Consider the following 15,610-nt stretch of genomic DNA (forward strand, 5'->3'; position numbering starts at 1 on the left):
AGCTGGTCGAAAAAGATACGTTCTCAGAGTTCTCAGAAAAATTATAATAATAAGCAATTAAAATATTCTGTTTGGTAAATACAAGCCTAGCATAATATTGCTAGAATGCGTTTACTTTATTTCCAATTCCATTAATATACTACGGGATTATAACAGCTGTATCGAGATTAATCCTAGGAGCCCCTAAGGCTAATACTCAAAATGAGTATGGTATTGTAAATGCGTTTGCTCGCCAAGTAAGCGTGATAGCAGCAAATCCATCTGCTTATCGTATTTGGTCGCATAAAATACCAACGGTGGCTTAATCTGATTGTCACTCAAACTGGCATCTAAAACACCATTTCTATCTAATCCATCTATAGGCAATGCTGACAAATTATTGGCGATCAACAATTGCTTAACGCGCTCCGCAATTGCTTGACCTGAATCAACCACTTGCATTGATAGTTTTTGCGCTTCAATTGCTTGCATCACAAAATCTTTAAAGAATGGATAATGTGTACAGCCTAATACCAGCTGGTCTACCCCATCCTTTGCAAACACTTGCAATTGCTGACGAAGATTTTGCGCCGTTTCACTGTTTTCCGACATACCTGATTCTACCCAAGGCACCAGTTGCGGGTCAAAATATTTGGTCACTCTGGTTGCACTTGGACTGGCTATCATAGCAATGACATCGTTCAGGAGTTTACCGTTTAGAGTCGCTTTGGTTGCTAGTACCGCCACATGACCACTTTTACTGGCCAATACCGCAGGTTTCAATGCTGGTACCAAACCCACAATGGGTAGCTGCGGATAATGGCATCTTGCTGTCTGCAACGCATAGGCTGAAGCACTATTACACGCAATGACAATAAGCTTGCAGCCTTGCTGATATAGCCACTCTACTGCCGTCAATGTTAATGTTTTAATATCATCACTATCTCGATTGCCATAAGGCACATTCAGGGTATCAGCATAGTAAATATAGCGTTCATTGGGCAGTTGCTGGGCTAAATGTAGATAAACAGACAAGCCACCAATACCGGAATCAAATAAGCCAATGGGCGCGCTACGGTCTGGATCTGCCTTTATCCCTTTATTATGATTGTATATCACACTATCGACCATCGCTTCTTCAGCAGTGTTATTATCAGAAATTATTGAGTAAGTATTAACTGTGTTAGTAACAGCACTTGCGGCAACTTTCATATTATTTCACCGCCATTTTGATAAAAATACTGTCATACCGACCCTACTAGTAAATTTAACCAATATTACTTTCAATAATAGTCCCATAAATAAAAAGGGCTATAAGATAGATAACAAGATTTGCTCAAGATCAATAGCAATCACTGCCTAATTATAGCTCATTATTGACCGTTAAATAGATGTCATCGTCAATGTATAAGCATGACCGCCACTTTGCAGGGTTAGCGTGGTTTTACCATCTTGCTCTGTCAATTCGCCAATCTCGATTAAATGATAAAATACATTGCGACCAATAAGTGCCGTCAATCCATTCCGAACCAGCATATAAGGACGCATTTGTACCTCAGATGTTAGTTGTTGGTTTTCCTCTCCGTGACTATTATGAACAGCATCCATATCATTAGAGTGATCATTTCTATTTTCATTACCCTCCACATTAACAGAGTCATAAGGACGTAAAAAAATAGGATGCTCATCATCTAAGCGTACGACATCACCCGTTGTCGTGGTAAATTCAAGCCAACTATTAGTTTCTTCGTTGACGATACCGACATCATTGATTAATAGTGGCGCATCTTCCACTTGGATACGCAATTTCTGTACGGGCGTCTTTAGGAAATACTCAGTCACCCTGTCTTTTTCTTCTTTCCATAAGATAGTGGCAAACAGACTGACTAATGACTCTCGGGTCATGTGTCCGCCTTCATGCCACCACTCGCCATTGGCTTTGATGACCAAATCCATATCATCAATTTGTTCAGGATGCCAATTTTCTAGTGGCGGTATGGCACGTCCTTCACGTGTCCCTGCCGCAGACTTTAAATATTGGCTCAAATTGTCTATAGTATTTAGCTCAGACAGCTTGTCATTAGAGGTTTCAGCATCTTTTACAGTCGTGGCATCGATATCTTTATTATTATCTGTCATCGTACAATCCTTCACGTAGTAATCAAAGTTTGGCAAATCTGTTATTACTATAAATTTTAGTTTCGGGTATGATAAGACAATATCGTCATTGTACCCCCACCGTCTTAATCTTACCTTAACACTGATGTTGTGAAATGCGTATCGTGTTTGTGGGACTTTTCTTTTATAATAAGTAACGATTTTTTATTTGAACTAGTCTGGTGGGCGTTGTACTAACGACACATTTTACGTTATGTTTTGAAGGTTTTTAAAAACACTTTCATCGTAACGTCGTCAACTGATACCGTAAAGACCCTTTTTATCGGGCAGCCATATGTCTGAGTAAAGTTAGCGCCACAAGCCTTATTATTCAATTGTTAAGCTAATGATGCCCTGAGATAAGCCACTACAAGTTTAGGAGTAGGTATGCAAGAGCAAGACAATCAATCGCCAGTTATTGATGGTGATACTGTAAATATCGACACGCCAATCGTGACAGACACAGCAAATTCAGAGCCAACAGTGGTGACACCAGAAGTGCTCGCTGAAGAAACGCCCGTTATTGTAGATACGCAAGCCGTTGAGCCAGTTGCTGAAACGGTCGTTGTCGACAAAGCGCCAGAACCTGTTGCAGCAGAGCCTGAAGTAGAACGTGAGTCAATGGAATTTGATGTCATTATCGTTGGTGGTGGACCTGCCGGACTTTCAGCTGCCATCCGTCTACGCCAGCTTGCCATCGCAGCAGGTAACGATGAGTTCATGGTTTGTGTGGTCGAAAAAGGCTCGGAATTTGGCGCTCATACTCTCTCTGGTGCGGTCATGGAAACACGCGCTTTGGATGAGTTGATTCCAGATTGGAAAGAAAAAGGCGCACCGCTAAACGTTCCTGCAATTGAAGATCGCGTCTATATGCTGGGTTCAGCGACCAAATCTATCAAATTAATGGATTCGGTCATTCCTGCCAGCATGCATAACCAAGGCAACTATATTGTCTCATTAGGCAACGTCGTTCGTTGGTTGGCTCAACAAGCTGAAGAGCTAGAAGTCATGATGTTCCCAGGCTTCCCCGCTGATGAAATCTTATATAATGATGATGGTTCAGTTAAAGGCGTATTGACAGGCGACATGGGTGTGGCTGCCAGTGGCGAAGCGAAACATAGCTTTGAGCCAGGTTATGAGCTGCTTGCTAAATATACTATATTTACCGAAGGTAGCCGTGGTCACTTAGGCAAGCGCTTGATCAGTCGTTTTAATCTTGATAAAGACTGTGACCCACAACACTATGGTATTGGTCTAAAAGAGCTATGGGATATTGATCCTGCTAAGCATGAAGAAGGTGTGGTCATGCATGGTTCAGGTTGGCCTTTGACTGACACTGGTTCAACTGGAGGCTGGTGGTTGTATTTCGCTGAAAACAATCAAGTAAGCTTTGGTCTTGTTATTGATCTCTCCTATTCTAATCCATATATGTCGCCATTTGATGAGATGCAGCGTCTAAAACTACATCCGCTTATCCGTAATGTTCTAGAAGGCGGTAAACGTATTTCTTACGGCGCACGCTCGTTAACTAAAGGCGGTTTAAACTCCTTGCCAAAATTCACCTTCCCAGGTGGTGTATTAGCTGGTGATGACGCAGGTTTCTTAAATCCTGCCAAAATCAAAGGTACCCATACTTCAATGAAGTCAGGGATGCTAGCGGCTGAGGCGATTTTCGCAGCCTTGCAAGAAGGTCGTCAACATGATGAAGTGCTGGCTTATACTACGATGTTTGAAGAGTCTTGGTTGTATAAAGACAACTATGAAGCACGTAACTTTGCTCCTGCTATGCACCGTATGGGTCAATGGATGGGTGGCGCGTTTACCTTTTTAGAGCAAAATCTGATGGGCGGCAAAATGCCTTTGACCATTCATGACAATAAAAAAGATTATGATCAGCTTGAGCGTGCGGCTCATGCCTATCAGCCAACCTATGCAAAACCGGACGGCAAATTGGTATTTGATAAATTATCGTCAGTATTTATCTCAAATACCAACCATACTGAAGATCAACCAGTACATTTAAAATTAACTGATCCAACAGTGCCTGTCACTATCAACTTACCACTCTATGCTGAGCCAGCGCGTCTATACTGCCCAGCTGGTGTTTATGAGATTGTAAAAGACGCGGAAGGCGCTAAATTTGTCATCAATGCGCAAAACTGTGTCCATTGCAAAACTTGTGATATTAAGGACCCTTCACAGAACATCACGTGGGTAACGCCAGAAGGCGGCGGCGGTCCTAACTATCCAAACATGTAAATTGTTATTTATATATTGTTTAGATGGTTATTATTTAAAATAAGCTGCAAAAAAATCGCCCTCAAAAGGGCGATTTTTTGTTATAGGTATATTTAATCGCTGTATATCTAGGATTTCAGCTTAATCTGTCCACGCATCACGATTGGCTTCATCTTTTAATTTCACAAAATCATCAGGATTAAACTTGATTTGATCAGCAGTTTTGCCCTCTTTAATCTGACGCTCATAGTCACGTAATATTCTAAGTGCTACTGGCGACAAGATGATAATAGCCACTAAGTTGACCAATGCCATCAGACCCATGGATAAATCGGCAAAGTTCCAAATAGCTGGCAGGCTGGCGACAGCGCCAATAAATACCATGCCCAAGACCATAAAGCGGAATATCATAATCATCACTTTGGCATTTTTCTCGCCAGAGATAAATTCAAGATTTGATTCACCATAGCTATAGTTTGCAATGATAGACGTGAATGAGAAAAAGAAGATGGCAATCGCGACGAAAATTACACCCATATCACCTACATATTGCGACAATGCTAGCTGTGTTAATTGAATACCTTCTTGCTCGACACTAGGATCAACCACGCCAGAGAGAATAATAATTGAAGCTGTCGCTGTACAGATAACTAATGTGTCCAAAAACACACCCAACATTTGCATAAAACCTTGCACTGCCGGATGATCAGGATGGCTTTTTGCAGTCGCTGCGGCATTAGGTGCTGAACCCATACCTGCTTCGTTCGAAAATAGACCACGCTTAATACCATTAATCATCGCTTGCGCAATACCATAACCAATCACACCACCTGCTGCTTGTTCAAAGCCAAATGCTGACTTTACAATCAAAGCAATCGCCGCTGGAAATTCGCTAAAATTGGTCAAGATGACATAGAGTGCCAAGAGAATATAAAGAATCGCCATCACTGGTACAACTTTGCCAGCAATACGCGCAACAGAGCGTAATCCACCAAATACTACTGGTGCGACTAGCACTACTAATATCAAGCCGGTCATCCAAGTTGGAATACCAAACGCCTCATTAGTCGCTTGTGCAATGGTATTGGATTGCACACCATTGAACGCCAAGCCAAAAGCGACCAGCAAACATAGCGAGAAAAATACGGCAAGCCAGCGTTTACCCAAACCCTTTTCGATATAGTAAGCCGGTCCACCGCGATAAACATTATCGTTATGCGGTACTTTGTATGCTTGCGCAAGGGTTGACTCGATAAAGCTGGTTGACATACCCACAATCGCTGTCATCCACATCCAAAATACAGCACCCGGTCCACCCAAATAGATGGCAATTGCCACCCCTGCTAGATTCCCCGTCCCTACTCGCGCAGCAAGTGATGTCATTAGTGCTTCAAATGAGCTGATACCACCATCTTTACGCCCTTGATTTGATACTCGTAATAACTGCCACATATGACCAAAATGACGAAACTGGATAAAGCGAGTCGCCACGGTAAAATATAGACCTGCACCAATTAAGACGAACATCAGCAGTCCATACCATGGATTGCTGGCAATCAACCAATCATTATTACCCCAAATGATACTCACACCATAGTTTACGATGCTATTAAACCAACCTGCTACGCCTTCGTTCATACTATATCCCCTTCACTAACATTCTATACTTTTAGCATATGTTATAAATTGATGTAACTAATGGCTTTTTATGATGTTTCGTTCTCTCTTTGCTTATTGATCATCATTACCTATTTGAGCAATAAAATGACAAGGAAATCACGTATATCATATGGCGGTATTTTAACTGACTATAGACAATTTAGCTGTTTTTATGCTTTTTTTAATTATTGATTATTTATAAACTTTTGCTTAGTAATAAGCTAATAGGAATAAAATAATAATTATGATTTATAGTTTATGAAAAAATTTTATACCTAATCAATAGTTATGATATTGAAATTATATTGATGTCATACTTATTCATAATAAAAATAGTTATTTATATAACCGTTATTTTTAAAATAAATGCCATTTTTTGGTTTTATCAATTAATCTAACGAATATAACAAATCCTTAATACAACTAAGGTCTTAGTATACTAGTGTCTCAGAGTTATGATATCTATTGGCTTCTACTAACATAAGTTAGTTATAGTTTCTACAAGACACATATTTAGTTACATAAAGTAAATAAAATTTATTTATTGTTAAATAAGTCAATATTGTATATATTCCTAATAAGTTTATAAAAGCTGCTTGCAATACTTATCGGCATGAATGTATTTCTAATTATTAAAATAATGTCATCGGGAAGATGATAATAATAAGACAGAGGATTGTCAGCGAGTACCGACCCCTCCCTCTTTACACATCATTATTTCCATATAATAAATTTAATCGACTGTCTCAATATCTATTGTTAAATGATTAGATTTTAAGCGACTAACCTCGACTCTTATCCTTTAACTTTTATAACAGTCATATCGAGTAATTTATCCTCGGTGTCTGTATCGTTTACACTGGAAAAGTTGGTTCATATTTTGATAATGTTGGGTTACTTATCTTGATTGATCGCTCTGCTTTAGTCTTTCATCTACCGTTTTTATGGTTGTAAGACACTGTTTTCACAATAAGATAAACACTAAAGCACAGGGACTTGTCAGACTCAGATCAGTGACCTTGTTTTTATGTTAGGCAAAAGGAGTTGTCCTATGGAGAACCACAACGATTCATCAGGTTATTGGCGCGCCAATCTCCGTCTCATTAAAGTCAGCCTCGTCATTTGGGCTTTAGTCTCTTATGGTTTTGGCATCTTGCTACGTCCATTATTGTCAGGTATTAGAATAGGTGGTACTGATATAAGCTTTTGGTTTGCACAACAAGGTGCTCTTATCGTATTTATCGCCCTCATCTTTTTCTATGCATGGCGCATGAATAAACTAGATAAACAATATGGTGTAGACGAGGAATAGCCCTATGAGTCAATTTACGATTAATATCATTTTTGTAGGTCTGTCCTTCGCTTTATACTTCGGTATCGCTTGGTGGGCACGTGCAGGTTCGACCAGTGAGTTCTATGTTGCTGGCGGCGGTGTACATCCTGTTGTTAACGGTATGGCAACCGCCGCTGACTGGATGAGTGCAGCGTCATTTATCTCGATGGCTGGTATTATCGCCACTGGTGGTTATGCTGCATCAACTTATTTAATGGGTTGGACGGGTGGTTATGTTCTACTCGCCATGCTCTTAGCACCTTACCTACGTAAATTCGGTAAGTTCACAGTTCCTGATTTTATCGGTGACCGCTTTTATTCTAAAACCGCTGCTATGATTGCCGTTGTTTGTTTGATTATCGCATCAACCACTTATGTTATCGGTCAGATGACCGGTGCTGGTGTGGCATTCTCACGCTTCTTAGAAGTTGACAGTACCACTGGTCTGATTATTGCGGCTGTTGTTGTATTCTTCTACGCCGTACTTGGTGGTATGAAAGGGATTACCTACACGCAGGTTGCGCAGTATGTGGTTCTTATGATTGCCTATACGATTCCTGCCGTCTTTATCTCACTTGAGTTGACGGGTAACCCAATTCCAGGTCTTGGTTTGTTCTCAAACCATGTTGAATCAGGCATTCCTATCCTAACCAAGCTTGACCAAATCGTCGTCGACTTAGGCTTTACCGCTTATACCGCTGACGTACCGAACAAGCTGAATATGGTGCTATTTACTTTATCACTGATGATTGGTACCGCGGGTCTACCTCACGTTATTATTCGCTTTTTCACGGTTCCTAAAGTTGCAGATGCGCGTTGGACAGCTGGTTGGACGTTGGTATTTATCGCGCTCCTATACTTCACTGCCCCAGCAGTAGGTGCAATGGCGCGTCTAAATCTAATTAATACTGTTTATCCACAAGGTGTTGACGCTCCTGCTATCGAATATGATCAACGTCCAGATTGGATGAGAACATGGGAAGAAACCGGTCTTATTAAGTATAACGATTTAAATAACGACGGTCGTATCCAGTTGTATAGTGATAGTGGACTTGGTGCAGCAGAGCTAGCATTGGCTGCAGCAACCACTGACGGCGGCGATGTTGCTGCTGCAACGACTACCGTTGAAAAAGCAAAAGCTGAACATGCTTTAGAGCGTGATGGTGTATTTGTTGATAGAGGTTGGGCAGGTAACGAGCTTGATGTCAACGCTGACATCTTAGTATTGGCTAACCCAGAAATCGCACAGCTACCAGGTTGGGTTATTGGTCTTATCGCCGCAGGTGGTTTGGCAGCAGCGCTATCTACAGCAGCTGGTCTACTTCTCGCCATCTCATCAGCGATCAGTCATGATTTGATTAAACGTAACCTTAATCCAAATATCACTGATGCAGGCGAGCTAAAAGTCGCACGTATCACGATGGCTGTTGCGCTTGTGGTTGCTACCTACTTAGGTATTAATCCACCAGGATTTGCTGCACAGGTCGTTGCATTGGCCTTTGGTATTGCTGGTGCCTCACTGTTCCCTGCATTGATGATGGGTATTTTCTCTAAACGTATTAACAACTTGGGCGCCATCGCTGGTATGCTCACAGGTCTAATTAGTATCTTAGTTTATATCTTCATCTTTAAAGGCTGGTTCTTCGTTACAGGTACAGCAAACTTCCCTGATACTGAAGAGTACTGGTTGTTTGGTATCTCACCATTATCATTTGGTGTGATTGGTGCCTTGCTTAACTTTATCGTAGCATTCGCAGTGTCTTATGCGACTGCGCCACCACCAGCACACATTCAAGAATTGGTTGAAAGTGTACGTTCTCCACGTGGCGCTGGCGGCGCAATCGACCACTAAGCTTCGATATAAGCTAGCAAATGACGTATGGTTTTTTACGATAATATATCACTCACAGGCAGCAGCTGCTCGTGAGTGATTTTTTTATCCCAATCTGATCATGGGATATTTTTTACATACTATTCGTCCAATCATGATAATTTTACTCACCCCTCTTAAAAGTAAAAATAATGAGAAAGTTAAGCATGAGTGTCATGATAAATGTGCTTAAAAAGGCTGTACACATGATTTTATTTTTAATAATTGATATGAAATGCGCTGATTGCGTTAAGGAAAAGTCTTATGCTTTTTGAGTTTATCGCAACCATAGCGGCTGGGTTTGGTCTAGCTGGGATAGCACTGGTCATCACTCACCTCAGCAAACTTGCAGGTAAGAAAGCGCCAAGATGGCTTATTCCATTATTTGGTGCCATTGGTATCTTTGGCTTCCAAATAAGCCAAGAATATAGCTGGTTTGGTCAACAGCTTGCACAGCTTCCTGAAGGCGTTCATGTCGTCAAGAAAGTTGAAGAAGGTACGTGGTTTCGTCCGTGGTCGTACGTTAAACCACAGACGTTACGCTTTATAGCCGCTGATAGCGGACACGCTCGTGCTAACGCTGATAACCCAGAGGTGTATTTGGTCAATTTGTATTTGTTTGAGAGACGTAGAAGTGTACAGCAAGTACCGCAAGTGATCGACTGTGCCGCCCCTGCTCGTGCAGACTATGTACTACAAGAAAAAAACAGTAAGTTAAGTATTGATGAGCATGTGAAACAAACGACTGCTTGGCGTCCATTAGAAAAAAATGATCCGCTATATATCAATGTTTGTATTAGTAAAAAATAACTCAATCATTGAAGCCACTGTTAGCTGACTTATCGTTATCTTTATGAATTATTAAAAAGTCTGTCGAAATATATTTGCCGAAAAATGAGGCTAATAACGATTATTCACTTTCGTATAAGCATGTTTAGAATTGGCACCCAACAACAATCCGGCGCATAGACCACCAAAATGCGCCGCAAATGAGATACCTTGCTGCGGTATCAAACCTTGTTTGATAGTCAGCCAATAACCCGTACCCATCACAATACAAGCAAGTAAATAGCCCCAACGCCTAGCGAACACTGCCCCACCTATCATAAACCCAAGCATCGCAAAACACAGCCCTGAAGCGCCGATATGAATCGTCAGTGGCGAAGCTATTATCCAAGTCATTATACCTGAGGCGATGATAAGCTTAAGAATAGTACGATAAGCGTTATTTTCAAATAAACCAAATAAGAACAAAATCTGCATCAGTGTCAGCGAATTTCCCACTAAATGTGAGAAATTACCATGCATCGTCCATGAAGCAAATACCCCTATCATACTGCCAATATCCAATGCTCGCGGCACAATACCAAAAATATTCCATAGACCAAAAAATACAGTGTCATTAAGAAAAAACATCACCCACATTGGTATCAGTACAAAAGCATATAGACCAAATACTTGCTTAATGCGTACGATTACAAGCGTCGCCAATTGCTGCCACTTCATCTACTGTTTTATCCTTTTCATCTTGTTAAACGCATGTTACTGACTGGTAGATAAAATCGTCGTTTCTACGGGTTTAAAAGATAGCGATGACGCATCTTTATTGGCAGTTAATATACTACTGGCGTGTAATAGCGAGGTTGAATGATAAGGCACTAGCGCCGTTGGTACAAAGCTACGAGCCGCATCGATATGCTTAACTGAATCATCAAAGAAAATATGCGGCGCAAATGTTTTAAGTACCGAAGTCTTTTCAAGCCCTCCCAAAAAAAACGCCATATCAATATCTACGCCCCAATTACGCAATGTTTTTATCGCTCGTAAGTCAGCTGGGGCATTGCGAGCCGTCACCAAGGCTATTTTCATCGGACAGGAATGCAAGCTTGCTGGCAGACGCTCTTGCATTTTGGACAGCTTAATTAATAACTCTGCATAAGGACCTTTTTCTATCGGTAAATCGCGCATTTTGGCTTCACGGTCATGAAACGCTTGTAACCCTTTTTGCTTATAAAGCAGCTCGCCTGAATCATCAAATAACACTGCATCACCATCGAAGGCAATACGCAACTGCTTGGTATCCAACTCATAAGTATTGACTGGCGTGGCATCTAATATCGCACAAGCACAGATATCAGCATCTGCAACCTGCTGCGCATCTTCAAGATTGGTCGTCAAAAACAAATCCACATTAAAATCTTTGATATAAGGTGCAATAGGGCTGCCAGATATAAATGCTGAGCGCGAAATGGTTAACCCATGTTCACGTATTGCATTTAGGACTTGAATACCTGTATCAGGGCTACTTTTTGAGACAATGACCACTTCTACCAAGGGTGCATTGACACCGTCATTCTTATTATCACAATCATGACAATAATGATTTAAATTCAATAGTGCTTTAATCAGCGGATAACCTGCGCCAATGGTCAACGGGTCATTTTCACGCTCAGTCATATAGTTGCGGAACTCTTTAACGGCATCGTGGGGACGCTGCTGTAAAAGCGATATGAGATGATTCTCAGACTCTGACAAATCAAATAAAGCGGTTGCAGAAATCGCGACTATGAGCGTGTTACTAAAATCGACAGCCATAAATGTTTACTTCTATTCTAAATATTCAAAATGGTAGCGTTTTATTTTACTACATATTTAGGCAAGCCGTGTGGCTACTCCTGCTAATCACAACAATCCTCAATATATTTTTTTTATGACAAAAAAAAGACTGCAATCGCAGTCTTTTTTAGGTTTCAAGCAACACTTAGCTAATATCAGTACCATCATTAATAACAAAGCTTACAATCATAATGACATGATATTTACTGATTTTTCCATCAGTAACCCCTACTTTTTGCTCTTTTATCCAAGCGCCTTCAACATTATTGACGGTCTTAGAAATCCGCTCAATACCTTGTTGAATAGCATCTTCAAAACTGCTTTCAGAGGTACTACTGATCTCGATATTCTTAGCAATAGTCATAGTATTTCTCGCATCCATGTGATTCTAAAATGAGTGTTTTAAGACAAGCTTATCGTAGAGATGCTACTTCAAAGCGATGTCTCTCAATTATTCTAGCGTTATACATAGTACGCAACAATGCTCCAGTGTTATTTTATGTAGGAATTAACTTAGTAGCACTAAAGATATCGCTGGAAACGCGACCAAAATGACTAAGCGAATCAAGTCAGAGACAATAAAGGGCATCACCCCCTTGAACATATCGGACAGCTTAATATGCGGTGCCATTGCCTTAATCACAAAGATATTCATACCCATTGGCGGCGTGATTAATCCAAGCTCTACGGTTAATACTGCAATAATACCAAACCAAACCGGATCATAACCTAACGCAACAATGATTGGGAACACCACCGGAATCGTAATCACCAGCATCGCTAGGGCATCCATGAACAAGCCTAACAGAAAGTACATAATCAAAATGCAGATCAATACTATCATTGGGCTAACTGCCAATGTACCAATCCACGTCGCCAAACTATAAGACAAGCGCGATACTGAGATAAAGTAGCCGAGTGCTTCAGCACCAAGTAACATAAAAAAGACCACCGCAGAGAGGGCAAGCGTCTCAATTAATGATTGCTTAAGCCCCGTCATTCGCATGCCTTTGGCAAAAGCATAAGCCCACGATACAAACGCCCCAACTGCAGCGCCTTCTGTTGGGGTAAATAGCCCAAAGAAAATACCCGCGATAATGACGATAAAGATAAAGCTAAAGGGAATAAGACCTGTCAAAGAGATGAGCTTTTGTTTCCAAGAAGTAGGCTCCCCACGTTGTGCTAAATGTGGCTTCCAGCGCACCATGATCATAACAGTGATTGAGTACATCACCATGCCAAGCATACCCGGTAAGAAACCAGCGATAAACATATCACCAACTGACTGCTGGGTTAAGATGGCATAGACCAGCAGTGCAATACTGGGCGGAATCATGATTCCCAAAGTCCCACCAGCGGCTAGAATACCGCAGGCAAAGCCTGGCTGATAACCGTACTTCTCCATTTGTGGCAATGCTACTTTGGTCATGGTAGACGCTGTCGCCAATGATGACCCTGAAATGGATGCAAAGATACCGGATGAACCAATACCAGCAATACCTAGACTACCCCTAACGCCACCAAAGATAGTTCGAGTAGCATCAAATAACTTCCCTGCCATACCAGAATGAGAAGCAAAGACACCCATAAGTATGAACAATGGAATAGCACTAAAATCATATTTCGCTAAAACATCAACAGGTAAGTCTTTGAGCATCTGTACAGCACCAATCGGTGCTGTCACGGCACCAAAGCCAACCAAACCAACACCAAGCATCGCAAGTGCGACAGGAACACGCAGCATGACCATCGCAATCATACATAACAAACCAATGGCACCAATAATTTCTGGACTCATGCGCCTGTCTCCTCAGCGTCAAAGAACTCGCCTGTTTTAAAGATATTGATGGATTCGATCAATGAGCGAATGGCAAGTAAAATGCTTAAGAAGGCACTAATAGCGTAAATGGGCATCATAGATATTCGAAGGTCTTGGGTGACTTTGCCGTACTCTATTGCATCAAAAGCGCTTTCATAGAGACCCCATGCGAATACAATACCAATGATAAAGAACCCCATCATAAAGGTGCCCATCATGTAACCTTTCAAGGCTTTTGACATCTTTTGTGTGAATACATCGACAATAATTTGTGAGCGTTCAACAAAAGCAGCAAAAGCACCAAGTAAAGCAAAGAGCATGAAGTAAGAGACAATCTCAACACTGCCTTTGACCGTAAATCCAAACTCTCCACCAGTGAGCTTAAATATATAGCGGGCAATGACATCTAGCATGGTGGTCAGTACAATGATAATGAGACTGATACCACCAATGAATTGACATAACCTTGAAATGAGGATGCTCAGTTTAACTAAAAATACCATGCGAAACTCCTTTAGGTTAGACCTTACAGGCTGCACTGGCGGCTTTTGCTTTAGCATAAACGCCATCTGCATCTAGACCTAGCGCTTTAACATCAGCAAGATATTTATTGGTGCCTTTCTCAAGCGGTCCTTTCCAGTTAGGATCATTTAATGGATCAGGGATTTCAACGATTTCATCACCTTTTTTCCTAGCTGCTTCTATGGCCATATCATCATGTTTATCAAATACTTCACCAACCTTATTGGCAAGCGCCATACCTGAGTTTTTATCCAGTACCTTTTTCAAATCATCCGGTAAACTCTCATATTTATCTTTATTCATAGTCACCATAAGCGCTGAACTATAAAAAGGTATATTGGTATGGTATTTGGTGATTTCGTCAATTTTAAAGGCGGTAACAGCTTCCCATGGAAAACTCAAGCCATCAACGACGCCGCGTTGTAAAGAGGTATACATGTCATTGGCAGGCAAACCGACTGGTGAGGCACCCGCACTTTCAATAATGTCGCCAGCGACGGCAGAAGGACGGCGAATACGCATACCCTTCATATCTTCAGGTGTGCGAATTAATTTGTTCGTTGTATGCAACGCACCCGGTCCAGCACCATACATAAACAACATATGCGTATCTTCATATTCACCAGCTAAAGTACCATCTTCATATAGAGTTTGGAGCATACAACCCATCTGAGTCGCTGAGTTTGATAAACCAGGAAGCTCAGTAATCTGAGTTAAAGGAAAGCGACCATTGGTATAGCCGTGTGCTTGTGAGCCAATATCTATCGTGCCTTTGGCAGCAGATTCATAAGTAACGTCTGCTTTAGCAAGACCTGCTGAAGGATATAACTCTACTTTTAAACGACCATTAGAATCTGCTTCTATTTGCTTAGCCCAAGGTTCAAAGACCTCTGTACTAATAGATGAGGTTGCTGGCCAAAAATGAGAAAAGCGCAATGTGGTTGTTTCTTGAGAAGTTGCTGCAGAAGCATCAGTACTATCAGAAGCTTGATTAGAACAACCTAGAAGGCTAATAGCTGCTAATGCACCTATTGAAAAAAGAGGAGCTAACTTCATTATCAATTCCTTTTGATAACCATGGATAGGGTATGAGTATTTACTAATAAGTTAATTATAAGGTCAATTTCCGTATAGACTCTATAAATGCTTTTAATTAACTAAAGTTGAAATACTCTTTAAAATTAGCAGCTATAACGATATAAGTCAAATCATTTTAAATGAATACCAAGGAATATATTGAATATAAGATATAGCGATTTTCATAACAGAAAAAGCTTATTTGAGCCTTTCAACTGCAAATAAACACTCACTCATCCAAACGTCAGGCAAAGAAAATCCCCCGCCTAGATAACTAGTCGGGGGATATTTCAGAATAGAGAGCTGACGATGACCTACTCTCACATGGGCGAACCACACT

The 15,610-nt window shown here is 41.0% G+C and carries 13 protein-coding genes; 4 read left to right on the forward strand and 9 right to left on the reverse strand.

Annotated features, from left to right (window positions below; all coding sequences use genetic code 11):
- Window positions 1–189 precede the first annotated feature (189 nt).
- Window positions 190–1,191 (reverse strand): glutamate racemase, encoded by a 1,002-nt coding sequence (gene murI / locus VLA57_RS04780; protein WP_020444367.1) that lies wholly within the window; start codon window positions 1,189–1,191, stop codon window positions 190–192.
- 171 nt (window positions 1,192–1,362) lie between these two features.
- Window positions 1,363–2,118, reverse strand: a complete 756-nt coding sequence (locus VLA57_RS04785) for a DUF1285 domain-containing protein (protein WP_020444368.1) — start codon at window positions 2,116–2,118, stop codon at window positions 1,363–1,365.
- 639 nt (window positions 2,119–2,757) lie between these two features.
- Here VLA57_RS04785 and VLA57_RS04790 point away from each other — a divergent pair.
- On the forward strand, window positions 2,758–4,395 hold the full coding sequence (locus tag VLA57_RS04790; RefSeq protein ID WP_133104878.1) for an electron transfer flavoprotein-ubiquinone oxidoreductase: 1,638 nt from the start codon (window positions 2,758–2,760) through the stop codon (window positions 4,393–4,395).
- A gap of 120 nt (window positions 4,396–4,515) precedes the next feature.
- On the opposite strand, the gene VLA57_RS04795 is transcribed toward VLA57_RS04790, so the two are convergent.
- Window positions 4,516–6,012 (reverse strand): alanine/glycine:cation symporter family protein, encoded by a 1,497-nt coding sequence (locus tag VLA57_RS04795; protein WP_011514562.1) that lies wholly within the window; start codon window positions 6,010–6,012, stop codon window positions 4,516–4,518.
- 1,072 nt (window positions 6,013–7,084) lie between these two features.
- Here VLA57_RS04795 and VLA57_RS04800 point away from each other — a divergent pair.
- The 3 genes from VLA57_RS04800 to VLA57_RS04810 all read left to right on the forward strand — a co-directional run bounded on the left by VLA57_RS04800 (window position 7,085) and on the right by VLA57_RS04810 (window position 10,046).
- Complete coding sequence (locus tag VLA57_RS04800; RefSeq protein ID WP_011514563.1) at window positions 7,085–7,345, forward strand: DUF4212 domain-containing protein; 261 nt, start codon at window positions 7,085–7,087, stop codon at window positions 7,343–7,345.
- A 4-nt stretch (window positions 7,346–7,349) separates the two neighbouring features.
- A complete protein-coding gene (locus VLA57_RS04805; RefSeq protein ID WP_133104866.1) occupies window positions 7,350–9,218 on the forward strand; it encodes a sodium:solute symporter family protein in 1,869 nt (622 codons plus the stop codon).
- A gap of 282 nt (window positions 9,219–9,500) precedes the next feature.
- The gene (locus VLA57_RS04810) at window positions 9,501–10,046 is read left to right on the forward strand and encodes a hypothetical protein (RefSeq protein WP_133104867.1); all 546 of its coding nucleotides are present in this window, start codon (window positions 9,501–9,503) and stop codon (window positions 10,044–10,046) included.
- Between the two features lie 90 nt (window positions 10,047–10,136).
- On the opposite strand, the gene VLA57_RS04815 is transcribed toward VLA57_RS04810, so the two are convergent.
- The 6 genes from VLA57_RS04815 to VLA57_RS04840 all read right to left on the reverse strand — a co-directional run bounded on the left by VLA57_RS04815 (window position 10,137) and on the right by VLA57_RS04840 (window position 15,249).
- The gene (locus VLA57_RS04815; protein ID WP_133104868.1) at window positions 10,137–10,742 is read right to left on the reverse strand and encodes a rhomboid family intramembrane serine protease; all 606 of its coding nucleotides are present in this window, start codon (window positions 10,740–10,742) and stop codon (window positions 10,137–10,139) included.
- A gap of 36 nt (window positions 10,743–10,778) precedes the next feature.
- A complete protein-coding gene (locus tag VLA57_RS04820) occupies window positions 10,779–11,831 on the reverse strand; it encodes a 5'-nucleotidase (protein WP_133104869.1) in 1,053 nt (350 codons plus the stop codon).
- A 166-nt stretch (window positions 11,832–11,997) separates the two neighbouring features.
- Window positions 11,998–12,216 carry a dodecin family protein gene (locus VLA57_RS04825; protein WP_041753268.1) on the reverse strand — a complete coding sequence of 73 codons (219 nt, stop codon included), beginning with the start codon at window positions 12,214–12,216 and terminating at the stop codon, window positions 11,998–12,000.
- Between the two features lie 144 nt (window positions 12,217–12,360).
- Complete coding sequence (locus VLA57_RS04830; RefSeq protein ID WP_133104870.1) at window positions 12,361–13,650, reverse strand: TRAP transporter large permease; 1,290 nt, start codon at window positions 13,648–13,650, stop codon at window positions 12,361–12,363.
- Window positions 13,647–14,174, reverse strand: coding sequence for a TRAP transporter small permease (locus VLA57_RS04835; protein WP_133104871.1), 528 nt, complete (start codon window positions 14,172–14,174; stop codon window positions 13,647–13,649). Before VLA57_RS04835 ends, VLA57_RS04830 begins: the two co-directional genes overlap by 4 nt.
- A gap of 16 nt (window positions 14,175–14,190) precedes the next feature.
- A complete protein-coding gene (locus VLA57_RS04840) occupies window positions 14,191–15,249 on the reverse strand; it encodes a TRAP transporter substrate-binding protein (RefSeq protein ID WP_020444375.1) in 1,059 nt (352 codons plus the stop codon).
- Window positions 15,250–15,610 lie beyond the last annotated feature (361 nt).

The organism is Psychrobacter sp. S4(2024), assembly GCF_036861305.1.
Classification (GTDB): domain Bacteria; phylum Pseudomonadota; class Gammaproteobacteria; order Pseudomonadales; family Moraxellaceae; genus Psychrobacter; species Psychrobacter cryohalolentis.